Source organism: Acidobacteriota bacterium (genome assembly GCA_040756905.1).
Classification (GTDB): Bacteria; Acidobacteriota; Aminicenantia; order JBFLYD01; family JBFLYD01; genus JBFLYD01.
This window is the reverse complement of the sequence record JBFLYD010000069.1, coordinates 36545-62445: the sequence shown is the minus strand read 5'-3', so window position 1 is coordinate 62445 and position 25901 is coordinate 36545. Positions and strand designations below refer to the sequence as shown.

The window sequence follows — 25901 nt, the reverse complement described above, 5'->3', positions numbered from 1 at the left end:
AATACGATACTGAAGGGTTATTATGTATGAGTTTATATTTAGCTTTTAAGACTTAGATCTATATGACTTGGGTTCCCTACAAAGATGATTTTGAAAGTGAATGGGATGAATTTGTAAAAATTAATCCAAATGGCAGATTTGTGTACTTGATTGGATTTAAAAAAGCTATTGAAGAAATTTATAACTTAAAGAGTAATTATTGGCTTTGCTATGAGGATGGTAAAATTAAAGCTGTTTTCCCATCTTTTTTTCACAGAAGTGTACTTTATGGAAAAAGAATAGTTTCACAACCTTTTTCAGAGTATGGAGGCATATTATTTTCAACGGATATAGATATAGAAAAAAAGATAAAAATTTTAAAAGAGTTTAACTCCGTTATCGAAAATACTTTTAAAGAAAAATATTTGGATTATTTGGAGATTAGATGTTTTTCTGATTTAAAGGGATTAAACAATAATTTATTTGAAAAGGTTCCTCTCTATTATTATGGAATTTTAAAGCTGGATAGAAACTTAAATTTATCTAAATTAGTGGATTATAGTGTAAGAAAAAATATAAAAAAAGCAATAAGAAATAATCTGAAAGTAGTTGCAGGAAATAGTGAGGTAGAGATAAAAAACATTTTTTATCCACTTCATCTAAAAAGCCTTAAAAGACTTGGAAGTCCTCCGCAACCTTTAGAATATTTTCTTTCTCTTCAAAAAAACCTAAAAGATTATATAAAAATATTTTTTGCTAAATATAAAGAAAATTATATCTCAGCTTTATTGGGATGGACTGTTGGAGATTCAGCTCATATAACAGATATCTCTTCTGATGAGAAATATTTTGATTTGAGAGGTAATGATTTAATTCACTATGAATTTATTAAATGGGCTGCTGAAAACGGTTATAAATACTTCGACTTTGGACCTGTAAGATATCCAGGACAGAGACAATACAAAGTAAAGTGGGGAATAAGTTTACTTGAATATTCTAATTATTATCTCTCGGTAAAAAAAATAAAGAAGCCGTTATCTGATAAAAGTTATTTTGTAAAGATTGGTTCAGGATTATGGAAGCTTATCGTCCCAGTGAAATTATCTGCAAAAATAGGAAAATATTTTAGGAAGGAATTATCCATTTAAATGTTAAACGAGAAACTAATTTCAATTCTAAAATGCATTGAATGCGAGCAGAAACTGATTTATGAAGATGCAAATCTAAAATGTACAAAATGTAATAAAACATACAGAGTAATTGATGATATTCCTCTTATGTTAAAGTCAGACCAACAGAATATGAGATGGGAAGATTATTTTAGAGAGATTTCAAAAAAAGAAGGGGATACCGAAGCAGCAAACACCTATTTCAGTGTGAAAAATTTTAATTTCCTAAAGGATAATATTTTAAAATTGATTGGAAATGTAGAAAGCCTGTCAATTCTTGACGTGGGATGTGGAACCGGTCATTTTTCCCAATCTTTGAGTAAGAATAATTTTCTTGTTGGAATTGATATTTCCCTGGAAATGCTGATGTTTGCAAAAAGAAAAGGTTTTGATGTTATTCAATCATCGGGAGAGAAACTTCCTGTTGAGGATAATAGTTTTGATATGGTTGTTTCAAATAATGTAATGCAACTTGTAAAAGATGGAAAAACTTTCATCGAAGAGTTATTGAGGGTAGCAAAACCTGGAGGAAGGATAATTGTCAGCACTATTAACGGTCAGAATATTACGTTAAATCTGTTCAGGATTATAGAAAGAAAAATATATGAAAATCTAAGGGTTTATACTGGAGATGAGATAAAGCAATATTTTTTGCATAATGGAGGATTTATAAAATCTGCTTTGTTTCTATATTTTCCCTTTGGAAAGGCCAAATTGGCAGAAGGAAATAAAGAACTTAATTTTTTTGAAAAATTCATATCAACTTCTTTTGCGGTTGAGGCAATTAAACCAGCGTGAAAAAAATCTTTTCTGATTTGAAAAAAGATAAAATCTTTTTATTTCTTTTTTTATCAGGAATATTAATAAGACTTTATGGGATAGGCTCAGGACTCCCTTTTATGAGTACTGTTGCTGATGAAGACGGGATGATTTCCAAAATATATAACATAATTGAAAACAAAGATTTGAACCTCCATTGGTTTTTCTACCCTTCTTTGTACTTTTATATAGCAGCTTTATTTACTTTTATTATTTATGGTTTTTATAAAATATTCATTTACTTTTTTTCTCTCCATTATTTTTCAGAGGTTGTTCAAGAAAATTTAGTTAGCAAAACTACTGTAATGCCTCTTCTATTTTTTTCTGCAAGGTTTGTTTCTGCTGTTTCAGGAATTATAATGATTTTAATTATTTACAATTTGATGAAAAAATATTTTGGAAAGCATAGAGTAGAAAATATTGCCGTAATGTTATTAGTTGTGAGCCCTTATGTAGTATTGCTATCTCATTATGGAAAACCAGATTCTATACAATTATTATTTGTTGCGTTAGTTATTTTATTTTCTTTTAAAGTATATGAAAAACCTGATCTTAAAAACCTGAATTTGTCAGGTGTCTTTTTAGCAGGAGCCCTTACGACAAAATATTCAGGGATTCTTGCTGGAATAAATTTAATAATAGCTGTCATTTTGAGGTTTTTCGAAAAGAAAGACGGATTTAAAAAGTTAATTTTGAATTCAGCGGTTATATTTTTTTCCTTTATCATAAGTGTTTTCTTTTTTTCACCATATTCATTCTTAGATTTTGAGGCTTTCAGAAAAGATTTCTACAGGCAATCGGTTTTATTCAAACAAGATTTATTGGCAAGATCTTTTAATCCTTGGACATCATTAATAAATGCTTTAATAGAGAATATTGGTTTAATCGGATTTATATTTTTCATTTTTTCAATGATTTTTTTGTTTAAAAGAGTGATTTTTAATAGAGAAAATAAATTTTGTTTACTGATAATTCAACCTATATTCATATATTTTTTCCTTGCTCTTACCCATCAATTTGAAGTAAGACATGTGTTTCCTGTGATTCCATCAGTTTTAATAATATGCGCGTTCTTTTTTTATTTTTTGAATAATTTTTTAGAAAAACATCTAAAAAGAATTAGAGTTCCTTTATTTTTTGGCTTCCTGCTATTAGTGATGATTCAGCCTGTTTATAAATTAGTAGATGTCCTGGATGCAATAACGAATAAAAGTGTTGAATTTCAATGCTGGGATTGGACTAAGAAAAAACTGAATAATACAATGTATGCCTTTGAGATGAGGTGTGGACTTAATCCATCTCAAAATGCTCATCTATTCTATTCATTTGGAGAATCAGATTTTAAAAGCTTTAAAGACTCAGATTTAGAATTTTTAATCGTTTCAGATAGCATTAAAAATCAGTATTTAAGAGATGAAAAGAGAAAGAGGATATTTCCATATCATTATTCTGCCTATAAATGGATAAATGAGAATTCATATTTAATAAAAGTTTTCAAGGGAAAGTCATTGGGATTGATAAGATCTAAAATATTTGTTTATAAATTGTACACCAGCCGGAAAGAATCCGTTGATAATGAGACAATTTATTTTGATGTCTCCTACAAAAACAATGGAAAAAATCAGTTTTATTTAACGCTGGATAAACAAATTTTACTGAAAATATTTCCGGAAAGAGAAAGTATTTCAAAGGAAATCAGGATAAATATTGAAAGAGATTCTAATCATGTGATTTCTATTTTTACCCAGGTGGATTATAACGGAAATGCCGTTGATAGTCGAGGGTATTTAAATATAGATATAAAAATCAGTTCAGAAATTAAAGAATTTACAAAAGAGATAAATCAAATAGTAAAACCAAATGAACCTTACATAGGTTATTTTTCATTCCAGAAGAATTTAAATGATTAACCTTTTAACCTTTGATATCGAAGAATGGTTTCATGCAAATTATGATGTTGTAGACCTTTTAGGGAAATTTGGAGAGGATGAAAGACTTAAATTTAACACTCAAAGATTTCTCTCCCTATGTGAAAGGCATAATGCAAGAGCTACTTTTTTCATTCTTGCCAGAACTGCGGAGAAATACCCTGATATTGTTTTGATGATAAAGGAAAAAGGACATGAAATTGCTACTCATGGATACAGTCATGTTCTTGTATATAAACAGAGTCCTGAAGAATTCGAAGAAGATTTAAAAAGGTCTATCGATGTTCTTCAGGGAATTACTGGTGAGAAGATCGTAGGTTATAGAGCACCTTCATGGTCATCTTATCAGAATTTCGATTGGTTTTTCAGGATACTTGAAAGAAATGAAATTATATATGATTCAAGTATATTTCCAATGAAAACCTTTCTTTATGGCGACAGATATGCAGAGAGGTTTCCTTATCGGATAAACAATATAATAGAGATTCCCGCCACAACATTAAATTTATTAGGAATGAGAGTACCGTTTTCAGGGGGTTTTTACCTAAGGTTTTTTCCTTATTCTTTTATCAAGATGGGGATTAAAAATTTAAATAAACAAAATCAGCCAGCTATGATCTATTTGCATCCCCGTGAAATAGATGATTTAACCCCCAAATTAGATTTACCCTTTAAGGAAAGATTTATTCATTATGTTAATCTTAAAACTGCCGAGAAAAAATTGGATAGACTATTAGAATCCTTTAAATTCAGTTCAATAAAGGATTATTTAAATATCTAACCCTTACAACTTAATATTCCTGAATGATGTTATCCTTCTAATTCATTGAAAATATACTTTCCATTCATTATAATTTTTAATTCTAATGATAAACCTCTTCAGATATATAAAAAAGCATCAAATTTTTCTTTTTATTTCCGTTATTTTTGTCATGGGGTGCTTTTTAAGAATATGGGGAATTTCTTCAGTCTATCAGAGAATAGATGATATTCCTGTTGCTAAAGATATTGAGAGAATTTACCATGGAAACTGGAAACCAGACCCTGTCCTTTTCTATCCGATTTTCTTTAATTATATCGTTGCAGTAATATTAAGATTAATTTCAGGATTTCTGTCTTTAATAAGTTTCAATTCTTCTTTTGACCTCTATAATTTCTCATTTGATCATATACTTTTAATTTCAAGAATTGTATCCTCATTGATGGGTTCATTTACAATTCTTCTTGTTTATCTTACAGGAAAGAAGTTGTATTCAGAAGAAGAAGCTATTGGAATTTCTTTTTTATTCTCAGTTTCTTTTATACATATCCTTTATAGCCATCAAATTGTTCTTGATGTTCCAATGACTTTCTTTTATGCCCTATCTTTTTATTTTTGTGCATTAATTATGAAAAAAGGCATGCTGATTTATTATCTTTTAGCTTCTTTTTTCAGTGGTCTTGCAGTTGCCACTAAATACAATGGAATATTCATAATTTTTTCGATTCTTCTTGCACATTTTCTGTATGGATTTGAGGCAAAGAAAAGGTTTTTTAAGATTTTAAGCGATTATAAAATATTTTTAGCTGGAATATTTACAGTTCTTGGCTTCTTTGCTGGACATCCCTATGCTTTATTAAGGTTCAAAATGTTCATAAAAGCTTCAGTTCTATTAACCAATCTTGTTCATGAAACTGAATGGTATTTAAGGCCAATTAAACCAGAGAATTTAATTGAACAAATAAAATTTAATAGATATGTTCAAGGCATCTGGAATATATTTACCACTGAAGGGGCGATATATTTCATTTTAATTTTATTTGGAATTGCTTGGATTTTTTATAAAAAAACCAGAGAGAATTTATTTATTTTTCTGTCAGGACTGATTTATTTTTTTGGAGCTCTTGGATTTCTTGGGTTTTCTCGCTTAAGAGATCTTTCAACTCTTTCTATTTTTTATTCTTTTTTTGGTGTATTTGGCATATTATTCGTCCATTCTCTTCTTAAAAGTAATAAGATTACCAGAGTTTTTTTTTCTATGTTGATCGCTTTTTTGGTAATTTCAATGGGATATAGAGCTTTCTCCAAAGTTTATTACCTCTGGGAAGATGATACAACTCAAATAGCAGAGAGATGGATAAGAAGAAATGTTCCTGAGGAGAGTAATTTTGGAAATGAATGGTTTTTTCCTGTGATATCTGATAAAAATTACAAGTACACTTTCTTTACAAGACCCTATCTTTTCTGGAGAGATTTTCCTCCGTTTGGAAATTTTGATTTTATTTTATCGACAAGTGCCTGTTATTCTCATTTTTTAAAAAACCAAAAATACTATCCTGATTTAGCTCCTGTGTATAAAAATTTAAATTTTAAACATGAATTGATCAAAGATTTTTATTTTAAAGAAATAGAATTCAAGAACCCTGAAGTAAAGATGTACAATGGGAAAAATCAAAATAGAGTGAAACAGAGAATTTCATTACCTTCCGTTATGGCTGATAAAAATCCGGTAAGAGAATTTGAAATTTCTGACGGAAGTGTTTATGGGAAAGATATAAATAGTTTTTTTATTGATAAAAATCAGGAAGTAAAAAGAATATTCATAAGCAGAAAAAAAATACCTCAAATTGCTATATTTATATTTAGTCCAGAAAGCGACGGAGAAGTTTATGTAAATAATTTTTTGTTAAAGAAAGGAATAAAAGTTAAAAAAGGAATCAATTCATATGAAGTTATTGACCCAATGCTTTCTTTTCCTTTCTACAAATATATCTATAAGATAACAATAAAAGCGTCAAAAGAACTAAACAATGCTTTTATAAAACTGAGTGCTGATGAATTTGATATAGCTTCAGAATTCTTAAAATTACAAAACTTTAATATGGCTGAGGAGTTTTTTTTAAAAGCCCTTAAAAACAAGAATAAAAATAAGAAGGATTTAGAAATTTATCTGTACTTGGATTATTGTTCGAAGATGCTCGACAAAAACCAAGAAAGGAAAAAGTATATAGAAAATATTTCAAAAGATAGAGATTTTAAAAAATATCTGAAAATCTTCGATTCCTTCGGGAATGATAAAGAATGGATTAGAAACTTTGAAAAATTCTCAGGAATAGGTTACATATTATATAAAGGGACTCAAACAAATTTGATAGAAGATGACGAGTTTAAATTTATAAATGGGAATTTGATTGAATCAGAAATTTTCTTTAATGGCAAAGCTTTGATGCCCTCGTTCAATCAGAATGGTAACGTATTCGAGGCCGTTTCTTCTGAGAAAAGACTCATCCCTCAAAATTATATAGCTGAATTGTATTTTTATAATCCATCAAGGATCAGAGGTTTAATAGGAGAATTAGAAATTATTTTTAAAAATGAAGAGAAGGAAGAATCGATTAAATTTCCTTTAGACCTTAAGGTAGAAGTAAAAGAAAATTATTCACTGGCTTCCTTTGAATTCAAAAACAAAAGTTTTAAAAACAGAGTTCAATTTGTTATAAAAATTGATGGAGATAAAAATCTGGCTTTTGATTATATGAAAATATACCCAGATTTAAAGAGTTTTTTTAAGAATAAATACACAATGTTTAAAGATTTTATAGAAGACTTAAATTTTGATTAAAATGCCAGACCAAGATGTAAATAATAAAACTTGTATTCTCTGTGGTGAAAAGAAATTAAAGCTGTTGTTCTCAATCGAGAATAACAATTTCTATAAATGTAAAGATTGTAAATTGATCCAGATGAACCCAATTGTAAGACTAAAATCTTTAGGAGAGGACTATGTAGGTTTTGATATTGAAAGATACAAAGAATTTATAAGACTCTTTAGAATACCTCAGTATGAAAGAGAAATCGAGTTTATCAAAAAATACAAAAAAGAAGGCAAGCTCTTGGATGTTGGTTGCGGAACAGGAGGGTTTCTTGAAATAGCAGGAAATAATAGATTTATTTCATATGGAATAGAGCCATCAAGAATTGCATACAGCATTGCCCGAGAGAGAAACAAAGTAATAAGAGGGGAATTAAAGGATATAAACTTCAAAGAAAATTATTTCGATGTGGTGACCATGTGGTCAGTGTTTGAGCATGTACCAGACCCATATTTATTTCTTAATAAAATAAATTCCATAGTTAAAAAAAATGGAATAATTGCCATGCGCATCCCTTCATCCCATGGACTTTTGTCATCTCTTGCAATTTTGCTTTATAAAATTACTTTTGGGAAAATTAAATATCCCCTTATTATTCTTTTCCAATTAAAATGGGATTATAAGCACTATTACTTTTATAATTTGAGAAATATTAAGTTGTTACTCGAGAAGTGTGGATTTGAAGCCTTAAATTACAAGCATGAAAATAGCATCGACACAAAAAATATTGATTGTAGAATGAATTATATTCCTGAAAATTTTATCTTAAGAAAAATGTTCAAACCTATCTTTTTTTTGCTCATTTTATTTTCTGCATTTTTAAATAAGAAAGACGAATTAATACTCATCGCGAGGAAAAATGGAAAAAATCTTTGAAATGGAAGGCTCCTCTTTCAGGAAAAAGTTTGGTTTATTCTTGGCTCCTGTTGCTTTTATTTTAGCTTACATTTCTCCTTTATTTGAACAAAATTTTCAGGCTCATAAAGTGTTCAGTCTGTTTATTCTTGTAGTAGTTTTGTGGGTTACAGAGGCACTGCCCCTTCCCATAACATCAATATTAATTCCTGTAATGGGAATAATTATGGGAATAACAAATTTTAAAGAGTCCTTTGAAGAGTTTGCGAACCCAGTTATATTTTTGTTTTTAGGATGTTTTATTATCGCAAAAGGTATGAGTTATCATAAGCTTGATGAGAGAATTGCTTCCTCGATATTGTCAAGTAAATTTGTGGCCGGAAACCCCATAAGAATTCTTTTCGCTTTCGGGATGGTTACAGCATTTATATCGATGTGGGTCCAGAATACAGCTACCACTGCAATGATGCTTCCGATAGGGTATGGAATTTTCCTTTCTATGTCATCAAAAATAGAAACTCCCCAAGCAAAAAGATTTGGAATAGCTCTTCTACTATCAACAGCTTATTCGGCTTCTATAGGAGGTGTAGGAACACCTGTAGGAACAGCACCCAACATGATCAGCCTGGGTTTTATGTTGAAGTTTTTAGATAAGAGAATTACTTTTTTCCAGTGGATGGAGTTTGGCCTTATCGTTGTTTTTTTAAGTTATCTTATACTTTTTCTTTTTTTTAAAAGATATTGCCCAAAAACTAAAATTCGTGTTGACAGCATTATCAAAAAACAGGGTAACTTAACAAACGGACAGATTAACGTTTTAATTATCTTTTTGATTGTTGTTTTTTTGTGGATTTTTCCAGGGTTTGTTTCGATTGTTAAAGGCGCAGAAAATTCTCTGTATAAATGGTTAAATTCCCATCTTCCAGAATATTCTGTATCGCTAATTGGAGCAATACTAATGTTTATTTTTCCTACAAATTGGAAAAAAGGTGAATTTACTCTTCCTATTAAAGAAGCATTATCGATAGATTGGGGAACACTCCTTCTTTTTGGAGGAGGGTTAACGCTTGGTGGTATGATGTTTAAAACTGATTTTACAAAATTATTAGCAAACTCCCTCGTTGAAAATTTTAAAATAAGTAATGTTGGAATTTTGGCATTGATGTGTATTATTTTCAGCGTCATCTTAACTGAATTTGTCTCAAATACAGCAACCGTGAGTATGTTTATACCAATAGTGATAGCAATTTCAGAATCTCTTAATTTAAATCCAATACCTTCTGTATTGGGGGCAACCCTTGGTGCAAGCTTTGCTTTTGTACTGCCAGTTTCAACCCCTCCAAATGCTATAGTTTATGGTTCTGGATTGATTCCTTTAGTTTCTATGGTAAAAAATGGGATAGTTATTGATTTAATCGGAATAGTTATCATCTGGACAGTTGTTATGACAGTTCCCAGGCTTATTGGCCTTTAGTTTACCTATGCTAAAAATTCAATAATTCAATTAATTAATCAGTTTTTGTTAATTGATGGACATTTGAAAAATCAGGAAAGAATGATTTTGTTAAATCTATATGCCCTTTTAATGTCTCTTTTTCTATTCCGTCGATAAGAAACTTTACCTTTTCAATTGTGGGAAAATTATAAGCGAGTGAATTTACAATGCAGTAGATAGCGGAGAGTTCTGATGTTGTACCCCCTGGAATTCCATCTGAAAACTCCGTTGACAGATTTACAAAAGCTGTTCCATCCTTTGAGATAAAGAGTTCTCTCAATTTAGTTTCCGGAGGGACTGGTGATATAAGTCCCTGCTTAGAGCCTTTTATAGTTTCAATTATTACCTGTTTTGCCTGGTTGGATATCGATGTACTCTTGAATATCTCTCTTTCTTCTAAATGAAACATTGACTCTTCTTCAGATAGAAAGAAAAGCTTTATTTTAATTTTCTCATCCTTCTCCGAAAAAAGCGGGGTTTTTGCTAAATAGATTTCTTTTCCTTCAGACCTTTCTTTTTCTCCTGTGTTTTTTGATCTCACTGCTAAATAGACCCCAGCAGATATAATAATCAATGTAAAGATCAATATGATAAATTTTGAAAATGTCCTGCTTTTAATAGATTTATTTGAACTTTTCTTTAAATACTGGCTTTTTCTCATAATCTAAAAATTCTCTTTTAGGAATTGAGAAATCCCCTTATAGATAGAAGATGAAATAGAATAATGAAAATTTAAGTCCATAATCTTTTTTTCGTCCTCCTGGTTTGATAAATATATCATTTCAATTACCATGGCTGGCATGTTTGTCCCATTCAGTATTTTAAAAGGTGCAGCTTTAGGGTTTCTTTCGGGTATCTCAAACAAGAAATTTAATTCTTTTTGTACTAATTCCGATAAATATTTACTTCTCCCAAGATGCATTATTTGAGCAACATTCCATGGAATGAATGAAATATCTTCATTTCCAAAAGCTTTACCTTTTTCCAAAATTTTATCTGAGCCTGCAAGATATCTTGAATCTTCGTAGGTTGAAGATGGGTTAAAATAATAGCAGTATGGCCCATTCTCATTTTTTAGAAAAGAGAAGTTTGTATGAATACTAATAAATAAGCTGGCTCTTAAATTATTGGCAAATGAAACTCTTTCATCAATTGTCATTTCAGTATCTTCATCTCTTGTGAGGGATATTTTAATTCCCATTCTCTCTTCAATGATAAACTTTAATTTTCTTGCTATAGAGAGATTTATGTCCTTTTCCTTGATCCCTGAGCTACCTATAGAACCATAATCTGACCCCCCGTGTCCAGGGTCAATTACAATGCTTCCTACAGGTTCGACTCTTTTTATTACAATTCTGCTTATATTATTTTTCTGAATAGGATGTAAAGAATTACCTATCAGTAGGAAAGTAATCAGAAATGTCAACTGGACATAAATAAAACGAGCTTTCTCTTTCCCGTTCAATTTCATATGAATATCTTCCATTTCTTGGGGTTAGTTCTTTATATTTTTCTACTACTAATTTTGCACGTTGTTTTTTATAACTTTTCAAATCATTATACCTGCAATATAGGCTTTATCACTTTCTGTTAAATTTTCTACTTTTTTGTACATTTTATTATAAAAATGGAGGCGGTGGGATTCGAACCCACGTCCGAAAGCATTTAGTAACGGGCATCTACATGTTTAGCTTTCTTTTAATCTCGTTTGAATATCCCAGAAAGCAGGAAATATTCAAACCAGCTCTTCTTAAAATTTGCTCCTGAAAGAGAGAACATTCTTTCAGGAACTATCCTGCTTCATCACGCCTCAAAAGCTCCGCAGGAAAAAGCTTAAGAGACGGTTGCCTATTCACTTAGGCAGCAACAGGCAGTGTTTCTGCACTTAATTTTTTCCGCCCTTTTTACAATCATGGCGGCAACTTGACATGCTTCCCATTCTTTCAATACCTCGTCGAGTCCTTTTCGCCCCCAAATTTTCAAATAACAAAAATATCGGTTTCTTCGATATTTACTTCTTATAAAAAATATAAGCTTTTTTGATTTTTTTGTCAAAATTTTTTTACATATAAATTTTAAGAAAATTATGGGGTTCAGTTCCAATTAGCTCAAAATCAGTAAGAAAATTTAATGAAATAAAATATTTAATTATTTTAAAACATCTTGAAGACACACAAGAGAGGGCTTAAATTTCCTTTTTATTTCGATTGCTTTTACCGCAGCGCTGGCTGAAGGAATTGATGTAAAGCATGGAATTCGATAAGTAAAAGCCATTCTTCTAATTTTTATTGCGTCTTCATGTTCGTGTTTCCCTGAGGGAGTGTTTATTATCATTCCCACTTTTCTATTCTTAATGTCCTCTATAATGTTTCTTTTTCCTCTGTAAACTTTCTCCAATGTTTCCACTTTATGTCTGTGCTTTCTTAAATACTGCGTGGTTCCTTCTGTGGCGACAAAATTAAATCCTAAATTGTCAAGCTTCTCAATCAATGGAAGAATCCTCATTTTGTCAGAATCCTTAACGCTTACAAAAATTCTTCCTTTTCCTGGCAATTTAAATCCAGCTGCTTCCTCAGCTTTTAAAAATGCAAGGGGAAAATATCTATCTATTCCGATTACCTCTCCAGTCGAGCGCATTTCTGGACCGAGAACTGGGTCTACTTCGGAAAACTTATCGAATGAGAAAACAGATTCCTTAACTGAATATAGATTTGAAGTATTCGTTTGCAGGTTTAATTGTCTGAGCTTTTCTCCAAGTATTAATCTTGTAGCTATTTTTGCAAGAGGTATTCCAGTGGCTTTTGATATGAAAGGAACGGTTCTTGATGCTCTTGGGTTTACCTCTATAACATATATCTTGGCACCTTTCACAGCCATCTGGACATTCATAAGTCCAACGATTTGAAGCTTTTGTGCCATCAATGTAACCTGATTTTTGATTTCATTTGTGATTTTATCCGGTAAAAAATAGGGAGGAATAACCATCGTAGAATCACCTGAATGTATCCCTACTTCCTGTATGTGTTCCAGTATTCCTCCCAAGAAAGCATTTTCTGCATCAGAGAGAACGTCCACATCGAGTTCAACTGCATCCTCGAGAAATTCATCGATAAGAACAGGATATTCAGAAGAAAATTCCTGAATTGTTTCTAAATATTTAGTAAGCTCATCAGGGTCATGAATTACCTTCATTGCTCTACCACCTAAAACATAGGAAGGTCTGATTAATACTGGATATCCAATTCTTTCCGCTATCTCCAATGCCTCTGAGATCTTTCTTGCCAATCCATTTCTGGGAGAATTCAGATTTAGTTTTTTTAGAAATAAATTAAACTTCTCTCTGTCCTCTGCTTCATCTATAAAATTTGATTTTGTTCCTAAAATTTTTATTCCGTTTTTTTCAAGGGAAACCGCAAGTTTTAGTGGAGTTTGACCTCCAAACTGCACGATAATCCCTTCAGGTTTTTCTCTATTATACACAGATATTACATCTTCTAAAGTAACAGGCTCAAAATAAAGTCTATCAGATATGTCATAATCAGTTGAAACTGTTTCTGGATTTGAATTTATCATAATAGCTTCATACCCTTTGTTTTTTAAAGAAAACACCCCATGAACACAGCAATAATCAAATTCGATTCCCTGACCGATTCGATTTGGGCCTGCACCAAGAATTATTGCCCTTTTTTTATCTGAATTTTTAAATTCATCTTCTTCGTCATAGGTTGAATAAAAATAAGGGGTTTCAGCTTCAAATTCACCAGCGCATGTGTCTACGGTTTTGAATACAGGGAGAATATTTTTCTTTTCCCTTAAATTTCTTATTTCCTTCTCATTCGAAGAGATTATCTCGGCTAATCTTCTGTCGGCGAAGCCCATTTCTTTTGCTTTCTTAAGAACTTGTTCATCTAAATTGTCAATTTTGTATTTCTCCAATTCTTTTTCCTTTTCAACTATTTCTTTTATGTTTCCGATAAAAAATGGGTCAATTTTTGTTAACAGATAAATTTCTTCAACTGAAAAACCTGCCCTTAATGCATCTGCTATAGCCCAGAGTCTTTCAGAGTTAGGAATCTGGAGTTTTTTTCTCAGGGATTCTCTATTGTTTAAATCAAACTTTTGTTCTAACCCAAATTTTTCTATCTCCAGCGACCTGATTGCTTTCTGTAATGCTTCTTTAAATGTTCTTCCAATTGCCATTGTTTCGCCCACTGATTTCATCTGAGTCGTTAGATATTTTTCTTCTTCAGGAAACTTTTCAAAAGCAAATCTGGGTATTTTTACAACTACATAATCCAACGCAGGCTCAAAACATGCAGGAGTTTTCTTTGTTATGTCATTTGGAATTTCATCCAGTGTATATCCGATTGCTAATTTAGCAGCAATCTTTGCAATTGGAAATCCAGTTGCTTTTGAAGCCAGTGCAGATGACCTCGATACACGGGGGTTCATTTCGATGACCATCATTCTTCCATCTTCAGGATTTATGGCAAATTGGATGTTTGAGCCTCCAGTTTCAACTCCTATTTCTTTCATGATATCAATCGAAGCATCTCGAAGGATTTGATATTCTTTGTCAGTAAGAGTCTGGGCTGGAGCTACAGTAATTGAGTCACCCGTATGGATTCCCATCGGGTCGAAATTTTCAATGGAACAAACTATAACAACATTGTCCTTTCTATCCCTCATCACCTCTAACTCAAATTCTTTCCATCCAATTATTGATTTTTCAACTAATACTTTAGAAATCGGACTTATCATAAAAGCCAATGGGACGAACTTGTCAAAGTCTACCCAATCATAGATTATATTTCCTCCACTTCCACCAAGAGTGAATGAAGGTCTTATAACTACAGGAAAACTAAGGTTTTTTAAAATCTCCCGTGCTTCCTTAACATTTGAAGCATAACCAGATTCAGGAACCTCAAGACCTATTTTTTTCATTGATTTCTTGAAAAGGTTTCTATCCTCAGCTTTTCTGATTGATTCAGCATTTACTCCAATTAATTCAACACCATATTTTTTTAAAACTCCATTTTCTTCAAGTTCAAGGGCAAGGTTCAAAGCTTTCTGCCCACCAAGTGTTGCTAAAAGAGCATCAGGTCTTTCAGCTTCGATTATTTTCTTTAAATACTCAAAGGTTAAAGGTTCAAGGTATGTTCTATCCGCAAATTCAGGGTCAGTCATAATTGTTGCAGGATTGGAATTTACAAGAATTAACCTAAAATTTTCTTCCTTAAGGGCTTTTAAGGCCTGGGTTCCTGAGTAATCAAATTCAGATGCCTGACCTATTACTATAGGTCCTGAGCCTATAATTAAAATTGATTTTATATCTTCTCTTTTAGGCAACTTTTTCTCTTTTGAAATCTTGAATTAGTTTTACAAATTCATCAAAAAGATATCTGGAATCTCTTGGACCTGGGGAGCTTTCCGGATGATACTGAACTGAGAAGAGAAATTTTTCTTTTAAGGACAATCCTTCAACTGTGTAATCGTTTAAATTTATATGGGTAATCTCAATGTTTTGTTTTAAAGAGCCAGGGTTAACTGCAAAATTATGGTTTTGAGTGGTTATTTCAATCGCATTCTTTTTGATATTTTTGACAGGATGATTACCCCCATGATGGCCAAATTTTAATTTATAGGTTTTGCCTTCGAGAGCAAGGGCAAGGAGTTGATGTCCAAGACAGATTCCAAAAATCGGAAGCCTTCCTATCATATTTTTTATGTTTTCAATTGCATAAGAAACAGGTTCTGGATCTCCCGGTCCATTTGAAAGAAAAACCCCATCTGGATTAAGATCGAGAATTTCTTTGCATGAAGTTTTTGCTGGAACCACATAAACTCTTATTCCATAAGAGACAAGGTTTCTGAGAATGTTTCTCTTTATGCCAAAATCATAGGCAACGACAAAATACTTGAAGTTAGTCCTTTTTCCATACCCTTTTTTCCATTCCCAGATTCCTTCTTTCCATTCATATGGTTTTTCTGATGTCACATATTTTACCATGTCAATTCCAACGATCGATGGAAGGCTCCTAACTTTCTTTATCAATAAATCATAATCTAAAGTGGTTGTAGAAATTATTGCATTTTGAGCTCCATGAGTTCTTATGATTTTTGTAAGTTTTCTTGTGTCAATCCCAAATATTCCAGGAATTTTCTTTCTTATTAGATATTCTTCAAGAGATTCCTTTTTTCGCCAATTAAAGGGAATATAGGGTGGTTCTTTAATCACAAATCCTTCTACCCATGGCTTTGAAGATTCCACATCTTCCTCATTACACCCATAGTTCCCAATAAGAGGGTAAGTCATAACGACAATTTGACCTTTATAAGAAGGATCTGTTAATATCTCCTGATAACCAGCCATGGATGTATTAAACACAATTTCTCCTTGGGCATCACCTTCATAACCAAAAGAACTTCCAAAAAATATTGTCCCATCCTCAAGTATTAATGCCGCTTTTTTTAGATTTCCAATCATTTTTTACTTTTTACCAGGACCATAAAGAATTTTTCCAGACCTTGCTCCTGTATGATTTCCTTTATCTATAACCAAGATTCCATTAACAATTACATATTCAATTCCTTCAGGGTATTGATGGGGATTTTGAAAAGTAGCTTTATCGATTACTGTTTCTGGATTGAATACAGTTATGTCCGCAGACATTCCCTCCCAGATAAGACCTCTATCCTTAAATTTGAACCTTTGGGCTGGAAATGATGTCATTTTTCTTATCGCATCCTCAAGAGTTAAGATTTTTTCTTCCCTTACATATTTTCCCAGAACTCTTGGAAAAGTTCCGTATGCTCTTGGATGAGGCTTTCCCTCACCAAGTATTCCATCGGGCCTTAGAGCGGACCAGTCAGAATCAATCATAACCCATGGAGTCTTCATAATTGCTTTCACATCATTCTCTGCCATTGAAAAGTAGATTGCCCCAACAGAGCCTTTTTCTTCTACTATCAGGTCAAACACAAATTCAAATGGGTCTTTCTTTGCGATTTTAGCTGCCTCAGATACACTCTTTCCTTCGTATATTTTATTTTTTTCCTGTTTAAGAGATGCTATAAGAATGTTCTCCCATCCACCTGGACCCAGATACATGTTTTCCCATCCTTCTTTCTTATGTAACATTTCATCCTTAATTTTTTTTCTTAATTCTTTATCTTGAAGTCTCGAAAGATATTTTTCCGTTCCGCCTTCATGAACCCAGGGAGGAACTGTAGCGTTTATGCTGGTTGATGAGGCGATGTAGGGATACTGGTCTGCTGTGATATCCAACCCTTTTGATCTTGCCTCTTCGATTAAAGAGATTGCAATTTTGCTGTTGCCCCAGTTTTCTTTTCCGGCAACTTTAAAATGGAATATTTCAACTGGCAAATTCGCCTTCATTCCTATTTCAATTGCTTCTTTTAATGCTTCAACTTGCCTGTCACCTTCATTCCTTATATGGGTTGCATAAATTCCTCCATATTTTGATACAACTTTACAGAGTTCAATCAATTCATCAGTTTTTGCGAATGAACCTGGCGGATAAATGAGTGCGCTTGATATTCCAACTGCTCCATCTTCCATTGCCTGTGCTACTAATTGTTTCATTCTTTCCAGCTCATCATGAGTAGGTTCTCTATTCTCAGCACCTATAACTGCCATTCTTACTTGAGCAGCACCTACATATGTGGCAATGTTAACTGAGATCCCTCCTTTCATTAATTTTTCATAATACTCTTTAAGAGTTGTCCAATCGAGAGTAATACCATAATGCTCAGCCTCTCTTTTCCATTCATTTTTTATGAAATCAGTAAGGGGCGCAGCTGAACCTCCTTCTCCATAAATTAAAGTTGTCACTCCCTGCCTTATTTTGCTTTCTGCATTGCCATCAACGAGAATCGTAAAATCTGACTGGTCAAGAACATCGATAAATCCAGGTGCTACTACCAGACTCCTGGATTCTATGACTTTTTTTGCATTTCCATTTCCAGTTTTTCCGACGAACACAATTTTCCCATCTTTTACCCCAACATCTCCATAGAACCATGGGTTTCCTGTTCCATCGATTATTCTTCCATTTTTGATAATTATGTCAAACTCATATGAAAGCAATAGAAGATTTAATCCAAAAAATAAAACATAAAATCCAATTACCTTGTAAATTTTTTTCAACCTAACCTCCTCGCCATAATTTATGATATTTTATCATAAAAGATTTTTAAGATGATATAATTTATTTTTAAAGAGTTTTTATAATGAAGTTTTTAGCAGATAAAAATGAAATTCTAAAGTAAATTTCTTTTATGATTATAAGTGACCTAGTGTGCTGTCCCATAAATATCTTTACAGGCAAAGAATTTCTCCTTAAGCACACTGAAGGTCACTTCCCCATGTCTGGGGGGTGCTCAGCAAAGTGTGTAAGGGGGCTTGCCCCCATAGGGAAAGTGTCATATCACAATAATATAACAAAAGGCATTTAAGTGAGATGACACTAGGTATTGACTTTTCTAAAATGAGGAATTATCTTTAAATTAGAAAGAAAAAAATAATAAGGAGGTAAATTAAAATGATTGGAATGGATTTTTTGGCAGCTCTCTTTTTATTTATCATCAGTGTTATAGTTTCAGTGATAATGTTCTTTTTGTTGAAAATCAAAATTGGAAAGGGAATAATCGGATTTATTGCTGAAGTTTGTGTGGGATGGTTCGGAGCCTGGCTGGGATGGATTCTCGAGCATTGGTGGATTAAATTATGGGATGTTTACATAATTCCTGCAATCCTTGGCTCCGCTTCATTAATCTTAGTTTTGCATGTTCTATTCCCTCCTCCGAAAGAATAGAAAAGAGATAAAATAGAGCTTTAAAACTAAGTAGTTTTAAACTTACAATCTATAAGTGCTTAGAGAGCTTAAGAGCGTAGATTTTTTATTATCTTTTAAAAAAGTTTTTTGTTCCAACTTATTTTATTTTTGGATATTCGGGATGTTCTAACAAAGGCTAACTGGCGGGGCCGACGGGACTTGAACCCGCGACCTCCGGCGTGACAGGCCGGCGTTCTATCCAATCTGAACTACGACCCCTTTATCTTATTATTATATCATTTTTTTTATTTTTTCAATTAATAATATTTTGAATGGGCGGTAGAGGATTCGAACCTCTGACCCCCTGCGTGTAAAACAGATGCTCTACCGCTGAGCTAACCGCCCAACATTATCCTCTAAAAATTAGCAATTTTTTTATTCTGTTGTCAAATATTTAAGTTTCAGGGTGGAGCTCAAACCTCATTTAACTTTTTTATATTTCTTCAAAAAATATCTTAATAATAAATAAAAAATTAGGATGATTATTATTGTCCATATAAAGAGATGAAAGTTTTTTATTATTTTTACAAGAAGATAAAAGTTTTTGCTCAGGATTATTCCTGCAAAAATTATTAAGGTATTCCATACAGTTATACTGATAAGAGAAGAAAGAGATACCCAAGTAACTTTAATGTTGCTCATTCCAGCTGCAATAAATATAAATGCTCGAATCCCAGGCATGAATCTATTTAACAGTATGGCAAAAATACCCCATTTTTCGAACATTTTTAAAGAAGAATTAATTTTATCGTGTATATTGTTTGATCGTTTGAACTTTAAGAGCCATGTTTCTTTTTTGTTTTTTAATACATTTCCTATGTAAAAATCAAGCATTGAACCCAGAAAACTTCCTGCTGTTACAGCAAAAAAAACTATAAAAAAATTATATCCATAACTTCCAATGAGTATGGCGCCTGCTAAAGTAACTGTGTCTCCTGGAAATGGAGGAAAAATATATTCTACAATTGCAGAAAAAAATAAGATTACCACAACCCAATGAGGTTGAGAAGAAACGAGGAATTTTATTACAGTTTCAATATCCATGAATTTTGAATATTACATTTAAAATAATTTAAAGTCAAAAGAGAGTTGCATTAATTTTGTTTTTTCAATATAATTTCCGAGAAAAAAAATGGAAATAATTGATATAGATCATATTCTCAAGTTATCGAAATTAGAACTATCAGAAGAAGAAAAAGATACATATAAGCATCAAATGCAAAATATAATAAACTGGGTTAGAAAACTGGAAGAACTTAAATGTGACGAACTCGATATTTTAAATTTGGAAGCTTTTACGCTTTTAAGAGAAGACAAGTTAAAACAAGGCCTTGAAAGAGATTCTGCACTAATGAATGCACCAGAGAGAGAAAAAGGTTTTTTTAAAGTTCCAAAAGTCATTGAGTCAAAATGAATATATATGAGTTAAGTTTAAACCAGGTTTCAAGTTTGTTAAAGGAAAATCAGGTTAGACCTGAAGAGGTTCTTGATTCTCTTAAAAAAAGAATTGAGGCGGTAGAAGAAACAATAAAATCTTTCATAACCATTGATTGGGAGCATGCTTATAATAGAGCCAAGGAATTAGAAGAAAGTAATGATAAAAAAGGAAAATTATGGGGATGCCCTGTTTGCATAAAAGATAATATAATAACAAAAGACATTAGAACAACTGCTGGTTCAAGGATTTTAGAAAATTTTATCCCTCCTTATGATGCAACAGTAATCGAGCGATTAAAAGAAGAAGGGGCGATAATTTTAGGGAAGACAAACCTTGATGAATTTGCGATGGGATCTTCAACGGAAAATTCAGCTTTTTTTGTAACAAGAAATCCCTGGAATGTAGAAAGAGTCCCTGGAGGCTCAAGTGGCGGTTCAGCTGCTGCTGTAGCTTCTTTCGAAGCTTTTGGAGCTCTTGGCTCTGATACTGGTGGTTCAATCAGACAGCCAGCTTCTTTCTGTGGGCTTGTTGGTCTTAATCCAACTTATGGAAGAGTATCTCGTTATGGATTGATAGCCTTTGCTTCTTCTCTCGATCAGATAGGCCCGATTACTCGAAATGTAGAAGACTCGATTTTGCTGTTTGAAGTTATTTCAGGACATGATGAAAAAGATTCAACGTCTGCTCATCTTGAAAAATTTAAATTTAATAAAAATAAGAAATTAAAAATTCCTTTTAGTTTCGGGGTTCTTAAAAAAAATTTTTTTGATGGAGTGGATTATGAAATAGAATCAGCTTATAATGAAGTTTCCGAAGAAATAGAGAAAATTGGAGGGGAAAAAATAGAAATCGAGTTTCCACTTCTTGATTATTGTTTGCCAACTTATTATATTATTGCAACATCTGAAGCAAGCTCAAATCTTTCAAAGTATGATGGAGTTAGATATGCATTCAGGCATTCTGATTACAGGAATCTTGAAGAAATGTATATGAAAACAAGAAATACAGGGTTTGGAAAAGAGGTAAAAAGGAGAATAATCCTTGGAACTTTTTCATTAAGTTCTGGCTATTATGAAGATTATTATTTGAAGGCTGTAAAAGTGAGAGAAATGATTAGAAATAGTTTTAATGAAATATTTAAAAAAGTTGAAGTTGTTCTTTTCCCAGCCAGCCCAGAGCCAGCTTTTAAGATCGGAGAGAAAATAGAAGATCCACTAAAAATGTATCTTTCTGATATTTTTACAGTATCATCAAATCTTGCCTCAATTCCTTGTATTTCTATTCCTGTTACTCTTACAAAAAATAATCTTCCTATTGGAATTCAGATTCTTGCAGATCGATTTGAAGAGCAAAAATTATTTATGATTTCTTTGGAGTTGGAAAAAAGATTTTTTTTTGATATAAAGAAGATACCATGTTAAGGAGGGTTTTATGAAAAGAAAAGTTCTTTTAATTATTTTGTTGTTATCGGTATTAATTATAGGGGGATGCAAGTATGCCGCAGAAAAAGCTATTCTAAATAAATACTTCAATGCTGTTCGTTTGAATGATAAAACTACAATGGGATCTCTCGCAGTTGAACCAATGGCTTTCACTTTTAGCAAATGGGAAATAGTTTCAATAAGTGAAGAAAAAGTCGGAGATACTGTCCTTCCAAAATTAGCCGATGAAGAAAAAAAATTAAAAAATCAGCTCGATGAACTCATGAATAGAAGGATAGAAGCTAATGATGAATTAAATTTAGCAAAGAGTAATCTTGAAAATGCTATTGGCCGTGCTGCTCAAAGAAAGTTCCAGGCTGAGGTGGAGGAAAAGCAAAAGATCCATGATGAGTTGTTCAATGAATGGAAAGAGTTACAGAAAAAATACACAGATGCAAAATTAGAATTATCTCAGGAGAAAAAAGTTGTAAATTTGTCGCTCCTTCAGGAAATTCCTGGAGTTGAAGACATGACCGGAACTGTTCACGTAAAAAATGTAGTGGTAAATATAATAAGCCCCCAGGGAACAAAAAAAATTGATATTAATTTAAAAAGATATTTATTAAAAAATGTTCTTGGAAGGCAGTTTCGTGGAAGGTGGATAATATATAAATTTACTCCTGTTGATTAATACTTTTGAGTTTGACAAAAAATTTAGATGGATGGTAATATATAACTCGCACAAAAAGGAGGGAACATGATAAAAAAAGGAAGCTATACAATTGCTTTTATTTTAGCTTTCTCTCTTTTGGTCCTTTCTTACGAACCAGCAAAGAAAGGACAGACAGGCATTTTTAATATACTTTACGCAAAATCGCTCGAAAAGGGAAAGTTCCAGGGAGGTTTATTTTTTGATAATTACGATAGAGAGAATAGAGATACAGATGTCAGTAATTTCAATTTTTCTCTAGCCTATGGAGTTAGTGATAAATTTGAATTGAGTGCTGGAATTAATTTTCTCAGGAGAGTGGAAATTGATAATCTAAGCGATCCTTACTTTTTCAATAGCTTTCCTTATGGAAATAAAGCTTTTCAGGAGGGACTTGGAGAATTAGATATTGGAGGAAAATACAGGATACTGGGTGAAAAAGATAAATTCTCAGGGATTGCCCTAAGTGGGTTTGCTTCAATTCCTTTTTCAAACAGAGAAAAAGGAGTTACAACTACTAAGTTATCAGCAGGAGGTGATTTAATACTTAGCCAATCTCTCGGAGAAAAAGTCTATGTTTCTTTTAATGTTGGATATACGTATCATCAGAGTCCTGATGATGTGGAATTAAGCAATGAATTCAGATATGGAGCTGGTATTGAGGTTCCCTTTGTTTCAAACCTAAAGGGGTTAGCAGAGTTATATGGAAGGTCATACACAAATGATGAATTGAAACAAAAAAACCCCCTGGATCTTGCTCTTGGCTTTAAATATAAATTTCCCAATGGGTTTGGAGTTGGTGTTGCATACAAGAGAAACCTTTCATTCACTGAAAAAGTACAAAGACCTGATGGAGGAATGGCATATTTAATATGGAGTCCTGAAAAGAAAAAAGAATTTCCTCCGCCACCTCCTCCAGTTGAAGAAATAAAGGAAGTTCCCCCGCCACCACCTCCAGCGCCACCTGCTCCCAAGATTGAAATTAAATTTGATGAGGCTTATTTTGCTTTTGACAGTTATGAATTGACTGCTCAGGGAAAAGAGGTTCTTGATAGAGCTTCGAAAGTTTTGAATGCGTATCCTCAGATGGAGGTTCAGATTGAAGGTCATGCATGCAATATTGGAACTGATGAATATAATTTAGCTCTCGGGGAACATAGAGCCCATGCAGTTAAGAATTATCTGGTTAAAGAGAAAGGAATTGATGAAGAGAAATTGTCCACAATAAGCTATGGAGAAGAAAAACCAAAGTATGATAATTCTTTTGAGGAAAAGAGAAGGTTTAACAGGAGAGCTGAGTTTAAAGTAACCAAGGAGAAATAAGGAGGAAACAGGATGAAAATTAAAATAAATTTTTTAGTAGCTCTAATTCTTATTTTTAGTTTATCTCTTATTTCTCAGGAGATATCTTTAGGGACTTTACATTTTCCAATGGAAGTTAAACATGGTGAAAAGATATTAAAGCCAGGCAACTATAGAGTTGTTTTAATAGAGAAAGAAGAGAATTACTATTTTCAGGTTTTTAAAGGTAAAGATCTTAGAATTGAAGAGCTTGGAATTGTGATCCCAAGAGAAAGAAAAGGTCCTTTCAAAGTTGTAAGTGAAACATTAAAAGGAAATGATTATTTCAGAATCAAAGTTTACAGAGAAGATAAGATTATCCTTGGGTATTTTTATTCTCCCAAATAACTAAATTTTTACAATTTCTTTTCGAATAATTATTTTTTTTAAAAATTTTTCTTCAACTTTAACACCGATACCAGGGGATGAGGGTACTTTTATAGTGCCTTTATTTGTAAGTTCAAAGGGAGGGTTAACCAAATCTTCTTTAAAATATCTTCTGCTTTCAGATATGTCATTAGGTAAGATGAATTGTTTCATTGAGCTTAAATGAACATTATGAGCTCTGCCTATGCCTGATTCAAGCATTCCTCCACACCAGAGTGGAATATTTTTTTCAACTGCAAATTTATGTATTTCATTCGCATTAATCCATCCGCCAATTCTTCCAACTTTCATGTTAATTATTTTATAACTTCCCATTTCATGCCCTGCCACAGCTTCGTTTATAGATTTAATACTTTCATCAAGACATATGGGAGTTTTTATGTTTCTCTGGAGCTTTGCATGTTGCCAGAGGTCGTTTTCATAGAAAGGTTGTTCTATCATCATTAGATTATAATTATCCAGTTTTTTTAGAACGCCAATTTGGTCAATTCTATAAGAGCAATTCGCATCAACCATCAATTTTATTTCCGGAAAATATTTTCTTATCTCTTTTACAGTATTTACATCCCATCCGGGTCTAATTTTCACTTTGATTCTCTGATACCCTTTTTTCAAAAAATTTTCAATTTTATTCATAAGAAACTCAACTTTTTCTTCTATTCCCAGGCTAACTCCAGCCTGAATTTTATCCTTTTCTCCTCCCCATAGTTTCGAAAGAGAAATTCCCCTTTTCTTTGCTTCGAGATCCCAGAGAGCTAACTCAAAGCCTGCTTTTGCCATCGGATGTCCTTTGTACTGGCTGGCTATTTTGTGAAATTTATAAGATTCAAGCTCTTTTTCTTTTAAAGCCATAGGAATCAATATGTCTTTTAATACATGCCAGGAAGTTTCAATTGTTTCGTAGCTGTATTGAGGAAGTTTTTCTGATACCACCTCTCCCCACCCTTCGATACCGTTTGAATATAACTTAATAAGTAATATAGTTCTTTCATTTATCCTTCCGAAACTTGTTTCAAAAGGGAAAACTAATGGCAGGCATAAAATTAAAAGCTCAACCCTTTCAATCATTTTATTCGTTTTTCAAGGACAAAGAAGCATTTGTTTTTTTTCTTTATAAAATCGACTATTTTGTATCCATTTTTAAAATAATTAATAAGAGTCTCTCTCAATATTTTTTGGAAATTTAAAATAGCTTTTAAGCCTCGATCGATGATAATTTTTTCAGCATTTTCAGGCACCTGAGCAAGAAGAACTTTTCCTTTTAATTTCATATTTTTGATTATTTTGAAGTTTTCATCGATCTCCAGACATTTTTTATAATCTTCGGCATTATAATTTTTATAATTTCCCCTTATAATTCTGCATGTTCTCTTTTCTTTGAGATTCCACCATGCAAGTAACCTATCAGTTGGAATTCCATGATGCAGTGGAGAGGATGTGATTCCATAAAAATTTGGAAGGTATGTATTGCAGATAACTCCTAATTTATGGAAATTTAAATAGCAATTTATCAACTGAAGAGGGTCGAAAGTCCAGGTAATAGCATCATATCCTTTTTTTATTGCGAATTCTCTTTGTTTGAGTTTAAGTTTTAGCCCGATTCCTATTTTCCTGTATTCCGGAAGAACTGCAAGCATGTGGGAGTGCTGGATGAGTTTTTTCTCATGAATTAAAGGGAAAGAATACACAAACCCGATTAGTTCATTTCCAGAATATGCTCCTAAAACTATTCCTCCCCATTTTTTTGCGAGTATAAATAATGGAATGGGAACAATTTCAATCGGGTCAAATTGCCATGCCTCTTTCTGAATTGTTAATATTTTTTTTAAATCTTCAAGTTTAGTGACTTCCTTTATTTTAATCTCCATT

General features: G+C 32.3%; 21 protein-coding genes, 2 tRNA genes and 1 other RNA gene. 13 read left to right on the top strand and 11 right to left on the bottom strand.

Annotated features, from left to right (window positions below; genetic code table 11):
• Positions 1 to 62: 62 nt before the first annotated feature.
• From AB1410_12050 to AB1410_12020, 7 genes are all read left to right on the top strand, one after another.
• Positions 63 to 1127 (top strand): GNAT family N-acetyltransferase, encoded by a 1065-nt coding sequence (locus tag AB1410_12050; GenBank protein MEW6457431.1) that lies wholly within the window; start codon positions 63 to 65, stop codon positions 1125 to 1127.
• Positions 1128 to 1946 (top strand): methyltransferase domain-containing protein, encoded by an 819-nt coding sequence (locus AB1410_12045; GenBank protein ID MEW6457430.1) that lies wholly within the window; start codon positions 1128 to 1130, stop codon positions 1944 to 1946.
• Positions 1943 to 3877, top strand: a complete 1935-nt coding sequence (locus AB1410_12040) for a glycosyltransferase family 39 protein (GenBank protein MEW6457429.1) — start codon at positions 1943 to 1945, stop codon at positions 3875 to 3877. Before AB1410_12045 ends, AB1410_12040 begins: the two co-directional genes overlap by 4 nt.
• Positions 3870 to 4676 (top strand): polysaccharide deacetylase family protein, encoded by an 807-nt coding sequence (locus tag AB1410_12035; GenBank protein MEW6457428.1) that lies wholly within the window; start codon positions 3870 to 3872, stop codon positions 4674 to 4676. The genes AB1410_12040 and AB1410_12035 overlap by 8 nt, the downstream gene beginning before the upstream one ends.
• A gap of 151 nt (positions 4677 to 4827) precedes the next feature.
• Complete coding sequence (locus tag AB1410_12030) at positions 4828 to 7497, top strand: glycosyltransferase family 39 protein (GenBank protein MEW6457427.1); 2670 nt, start codon at positions 4828 to 4830, stop codon at positions 7495 to 7497.
• A 1-nt stretch (position 7498) separates the two neighbouring features.
• Positions 7499 to 8404, top strand: coding sequence for a class I SAM-dependent methyltransferase (locus tag AB1410_12025; GenBank protein ID MEW6457426.1), 906 nt, complete (start codon positions 7499 to 7501; stop codon positions 8402 to 8404).
• On the top strand, positions 8388 to 9857 hold the full coding sequence (locus AB1410_12020) for an SLC13 family permease (protein MEW6457425.1): 1470 nt from the start codon (positions 8388 to 8390) through the stop codon (positions 9855 to 9857). Before AB1410_12025 ends, AB1410_12020 begins: the two co-directional genes overlap by 17 nt.
• A gap of 34 nt (positions 9858 to 9891) precedes the next feature.
• Here AB1410_12020 and AB1410_12015 read toward each other — a convergent pair whose 3' ends face one another.
• The 6 genes from AB1410_12015 to AB1410_11990 all read right to left on the bottom strand — a co-directional run bounded on the left by AB1410_12015 (position 9892) and on the right by AB1410_11990 (position 18048).
• Complete coding sequence (locus tag AB1410_12015; GenBank protein MEW6457424.1) at positions 9892 to 10539, bottom strand: GerMN domain-containing protein; 648 nt, start codon at positions 10537 to 10539, stop codon at positions 9892 to 9894.
• A 3-nt stretch (positions 10540 to 10542) separates the two neighbouring features.
• Positions 10543 to 11349 (bottom strand): N-acetylmuramoyl-L-alanine amidase, encoded by an 807-nt coding sequence (locus tag AB1410_12010; GenBank protein MEW6457423.1) that lies wholly within the window; start codon positions 11347 to 11349, stop codon positions 10543 to 10545.
• A gap of 154 nt (positions 11350 to 11503) precedes the next feature.
• Positions 11504 to 11851, bottom strand: a transfer-messenger RNA (tmRNA) gene (gene ssrA, locus AB1410_12005).
• 175 nt (positions 11852 to 12026) lie between these two features.
• The gene (carB, locus tag AB1410_12000; protein ID MEW6457422.1) at positions 12027 to 15227 is read right to left on the bottom strand and encodes a carbamoyl-phosphate synthase large subunit; all 3201 of its coding nucleotides are present in this window, start codon (positions 15225 to 15227) and stop codon (positions 12027 to 12029) included.
• Positions 15220 to 16365 carry a glutamine-hydrolyzing carbamoyl-phosphate synthase small subunit gene (carA, locus tag AB1410_11995; GenBank protein ID MEW6457421.1) on the bottom strand — a complete coding sequence of 382 codons (1146 nt, stop codon included), beginning with the start codon at positions 16363 to 16365 and terminating at the stop codon, positions 15220 to 15222. The genes carB and carA overlap by 8 nt, the downstream gene beginning before the upstream one ends.
• A gap of 3 nt (positions 16366 to 16368) precedes the next feature.
• Entirely contained in the window at positions 16369 to 18048 is a 1680-nt protein-coding gene (locus AB1410_11990) for a D-aminoacylase (protein ID MEW6457420.1), read from the bottom strand.
• A 394-nt stretch (positions 18049 to 18442) separates the two neighbouring features.
• Here AB1410_11990 and AB1410_11985 point away from each other — a divergent pair, with 394 nt between their 5' ends.
• Positions 18443 to 18715, top strand: coding sequence for a hypothetical protein (locus tag AB1410_11985; protein MEW6457419.1), 273 nt, complete (start codon positions 18443 to 18445; stop codon positions 18713 to 18715).
• A 162-nt stretch (positions 18716 to 18877) separates the two neighbouring features.
• Here the strand turns inward: AB1410_11985 and AB1410_11980 are convergent.
• The 3 genes from AB1410_11980 to AB1410_11970 all read right to left on the bottom strand — a co-directional run bounded on the left by AB1410_11980 (position 18878) and on the right by AB1410_11970 (position 19780).
• Positions 18878 to 18955: transfer RNA gene (locus AB1410_11980), tRNA-Asp, on the bottom strand.
• Positions 18956 to 19009: 54 nt separating this feature from the next.
• Positions 19010 to 19081, bottom strand: a tRNA-Val gene (locus AB1410_11975).
• 75 nt (positions 19082 to 19156) lie between these two features.
• Positions 19157 to 19780 carry a DedA family protein gene (locus AB1410_11970; GenBank protein ID MEW6457418.1) on the bottom strand — a complete coding sequence of 208 codons (624 nt, stop codon included), beginning with the start codon at positions 19778 to 19780 and terminating at the stop codon, positions 19157 to 19159.
• Between the two features lie 88 nt (positions 19781 to 19868).
• Here AB1410_11970 and gatC point away from each other — a divergent pair, with 88 nt between their 5' ends.
• The 5 genes from gatC to AB1410_11945 all read left to right on the top strand — a co-directional run bounded on the left by gatC (position 19869) and on the right by AB1410_11945 (position 23993).
• A complete protein-coding gene (gene gatC, locus AB1410_11965; GenBank protein MEW6457417.1) occupies positions 19869 to 20150 on the top strand; it encodes an Asp-tRNA(Asn)/Glu-tRNA(Gln) amidotransferase subunit GatC in 282 nt (93 codons plus the stop codon).
• Positions 20147 to 21595: an Asp-tRNA(Asn)/Glu-tRNA(Gln) amidotransferase subunit GatA gene (gene gatA / locus AB1410_11960; GenBank protein MEW6457416.1), complete on the top strand. Its 1449-nt coding sequence runs from the start codon at positions 20147 to 20149 to the stop codon at positions 21593 to 21595. The genes gatC and gatA overlap by 4 nt, the downstream gene beginning before the upstream one ends.
• 10 nt (positions 21596 to 21605) lie before the next feature.
• Positions 21606 to 22286, top strand: a complete 681-nt coding sequence (locus AB1410_11955; GenBank protein ID MEW6457415.1) for a hypothetical protein — start codon at positions 21606 to 21608, stop codon at positions 22284 to 22286.
• A 66-nt stretch (positions 22287 to 22352) separates the two neighbouring features.
• Complete coding sequence (locus tag AB1410_11950) at positions 22353 to 23627, top strand: OmpA family protein (protein MEW6457414.1); 1275 nt, start codon at positions 22353 to 22355, stop codon at positions 23625 to 23627.
• A 12-nt stretch (positions 23628 to 23639) separates the two neighbouring features.
• Positions 23640 to 23993: a hypothetical protein gene (locus tag AB1410_11945; GenBank protein MEW6457413.1), complete on the top strand. Its 354-nt coding sequence runs from the start codon at positions 23640 to 23642 to the stop codon at positions 23991 to 23993.
• Here AB1410_11945 and menC read toward each other — a convergent pair whose 3' ends face one another.
• Together menC and AB1410_11935 are read right to left on the bottom strand one after the other, a co-directional pair.
• Complete coding sequence (gene menC / locus AB1410_11940) at positions 23994 to 25100, bottom strand: o-succinylbenzoate synthase (protein ID MEW6457412.1); 1107 nt, start codon at positions 25098 to 25100, stop codon at positions 23994 to 23996.
• On the bottom strand, positions 25097 to 25900 hold the full coding sequence (locus AB1410_11935) for a GNAT family N-acetyltransferase (protein ID MEW6457411.1): 804 nt from the start codon (positions 25898 to 25900) through the stop codon (positions 25097 to 25099). The genes menC and AB1410_11935 overlap by 4 nt, the downstream gene beginning before the upstream one ends.
• Position 25901 lies beyond the last annotated feature (1 nt).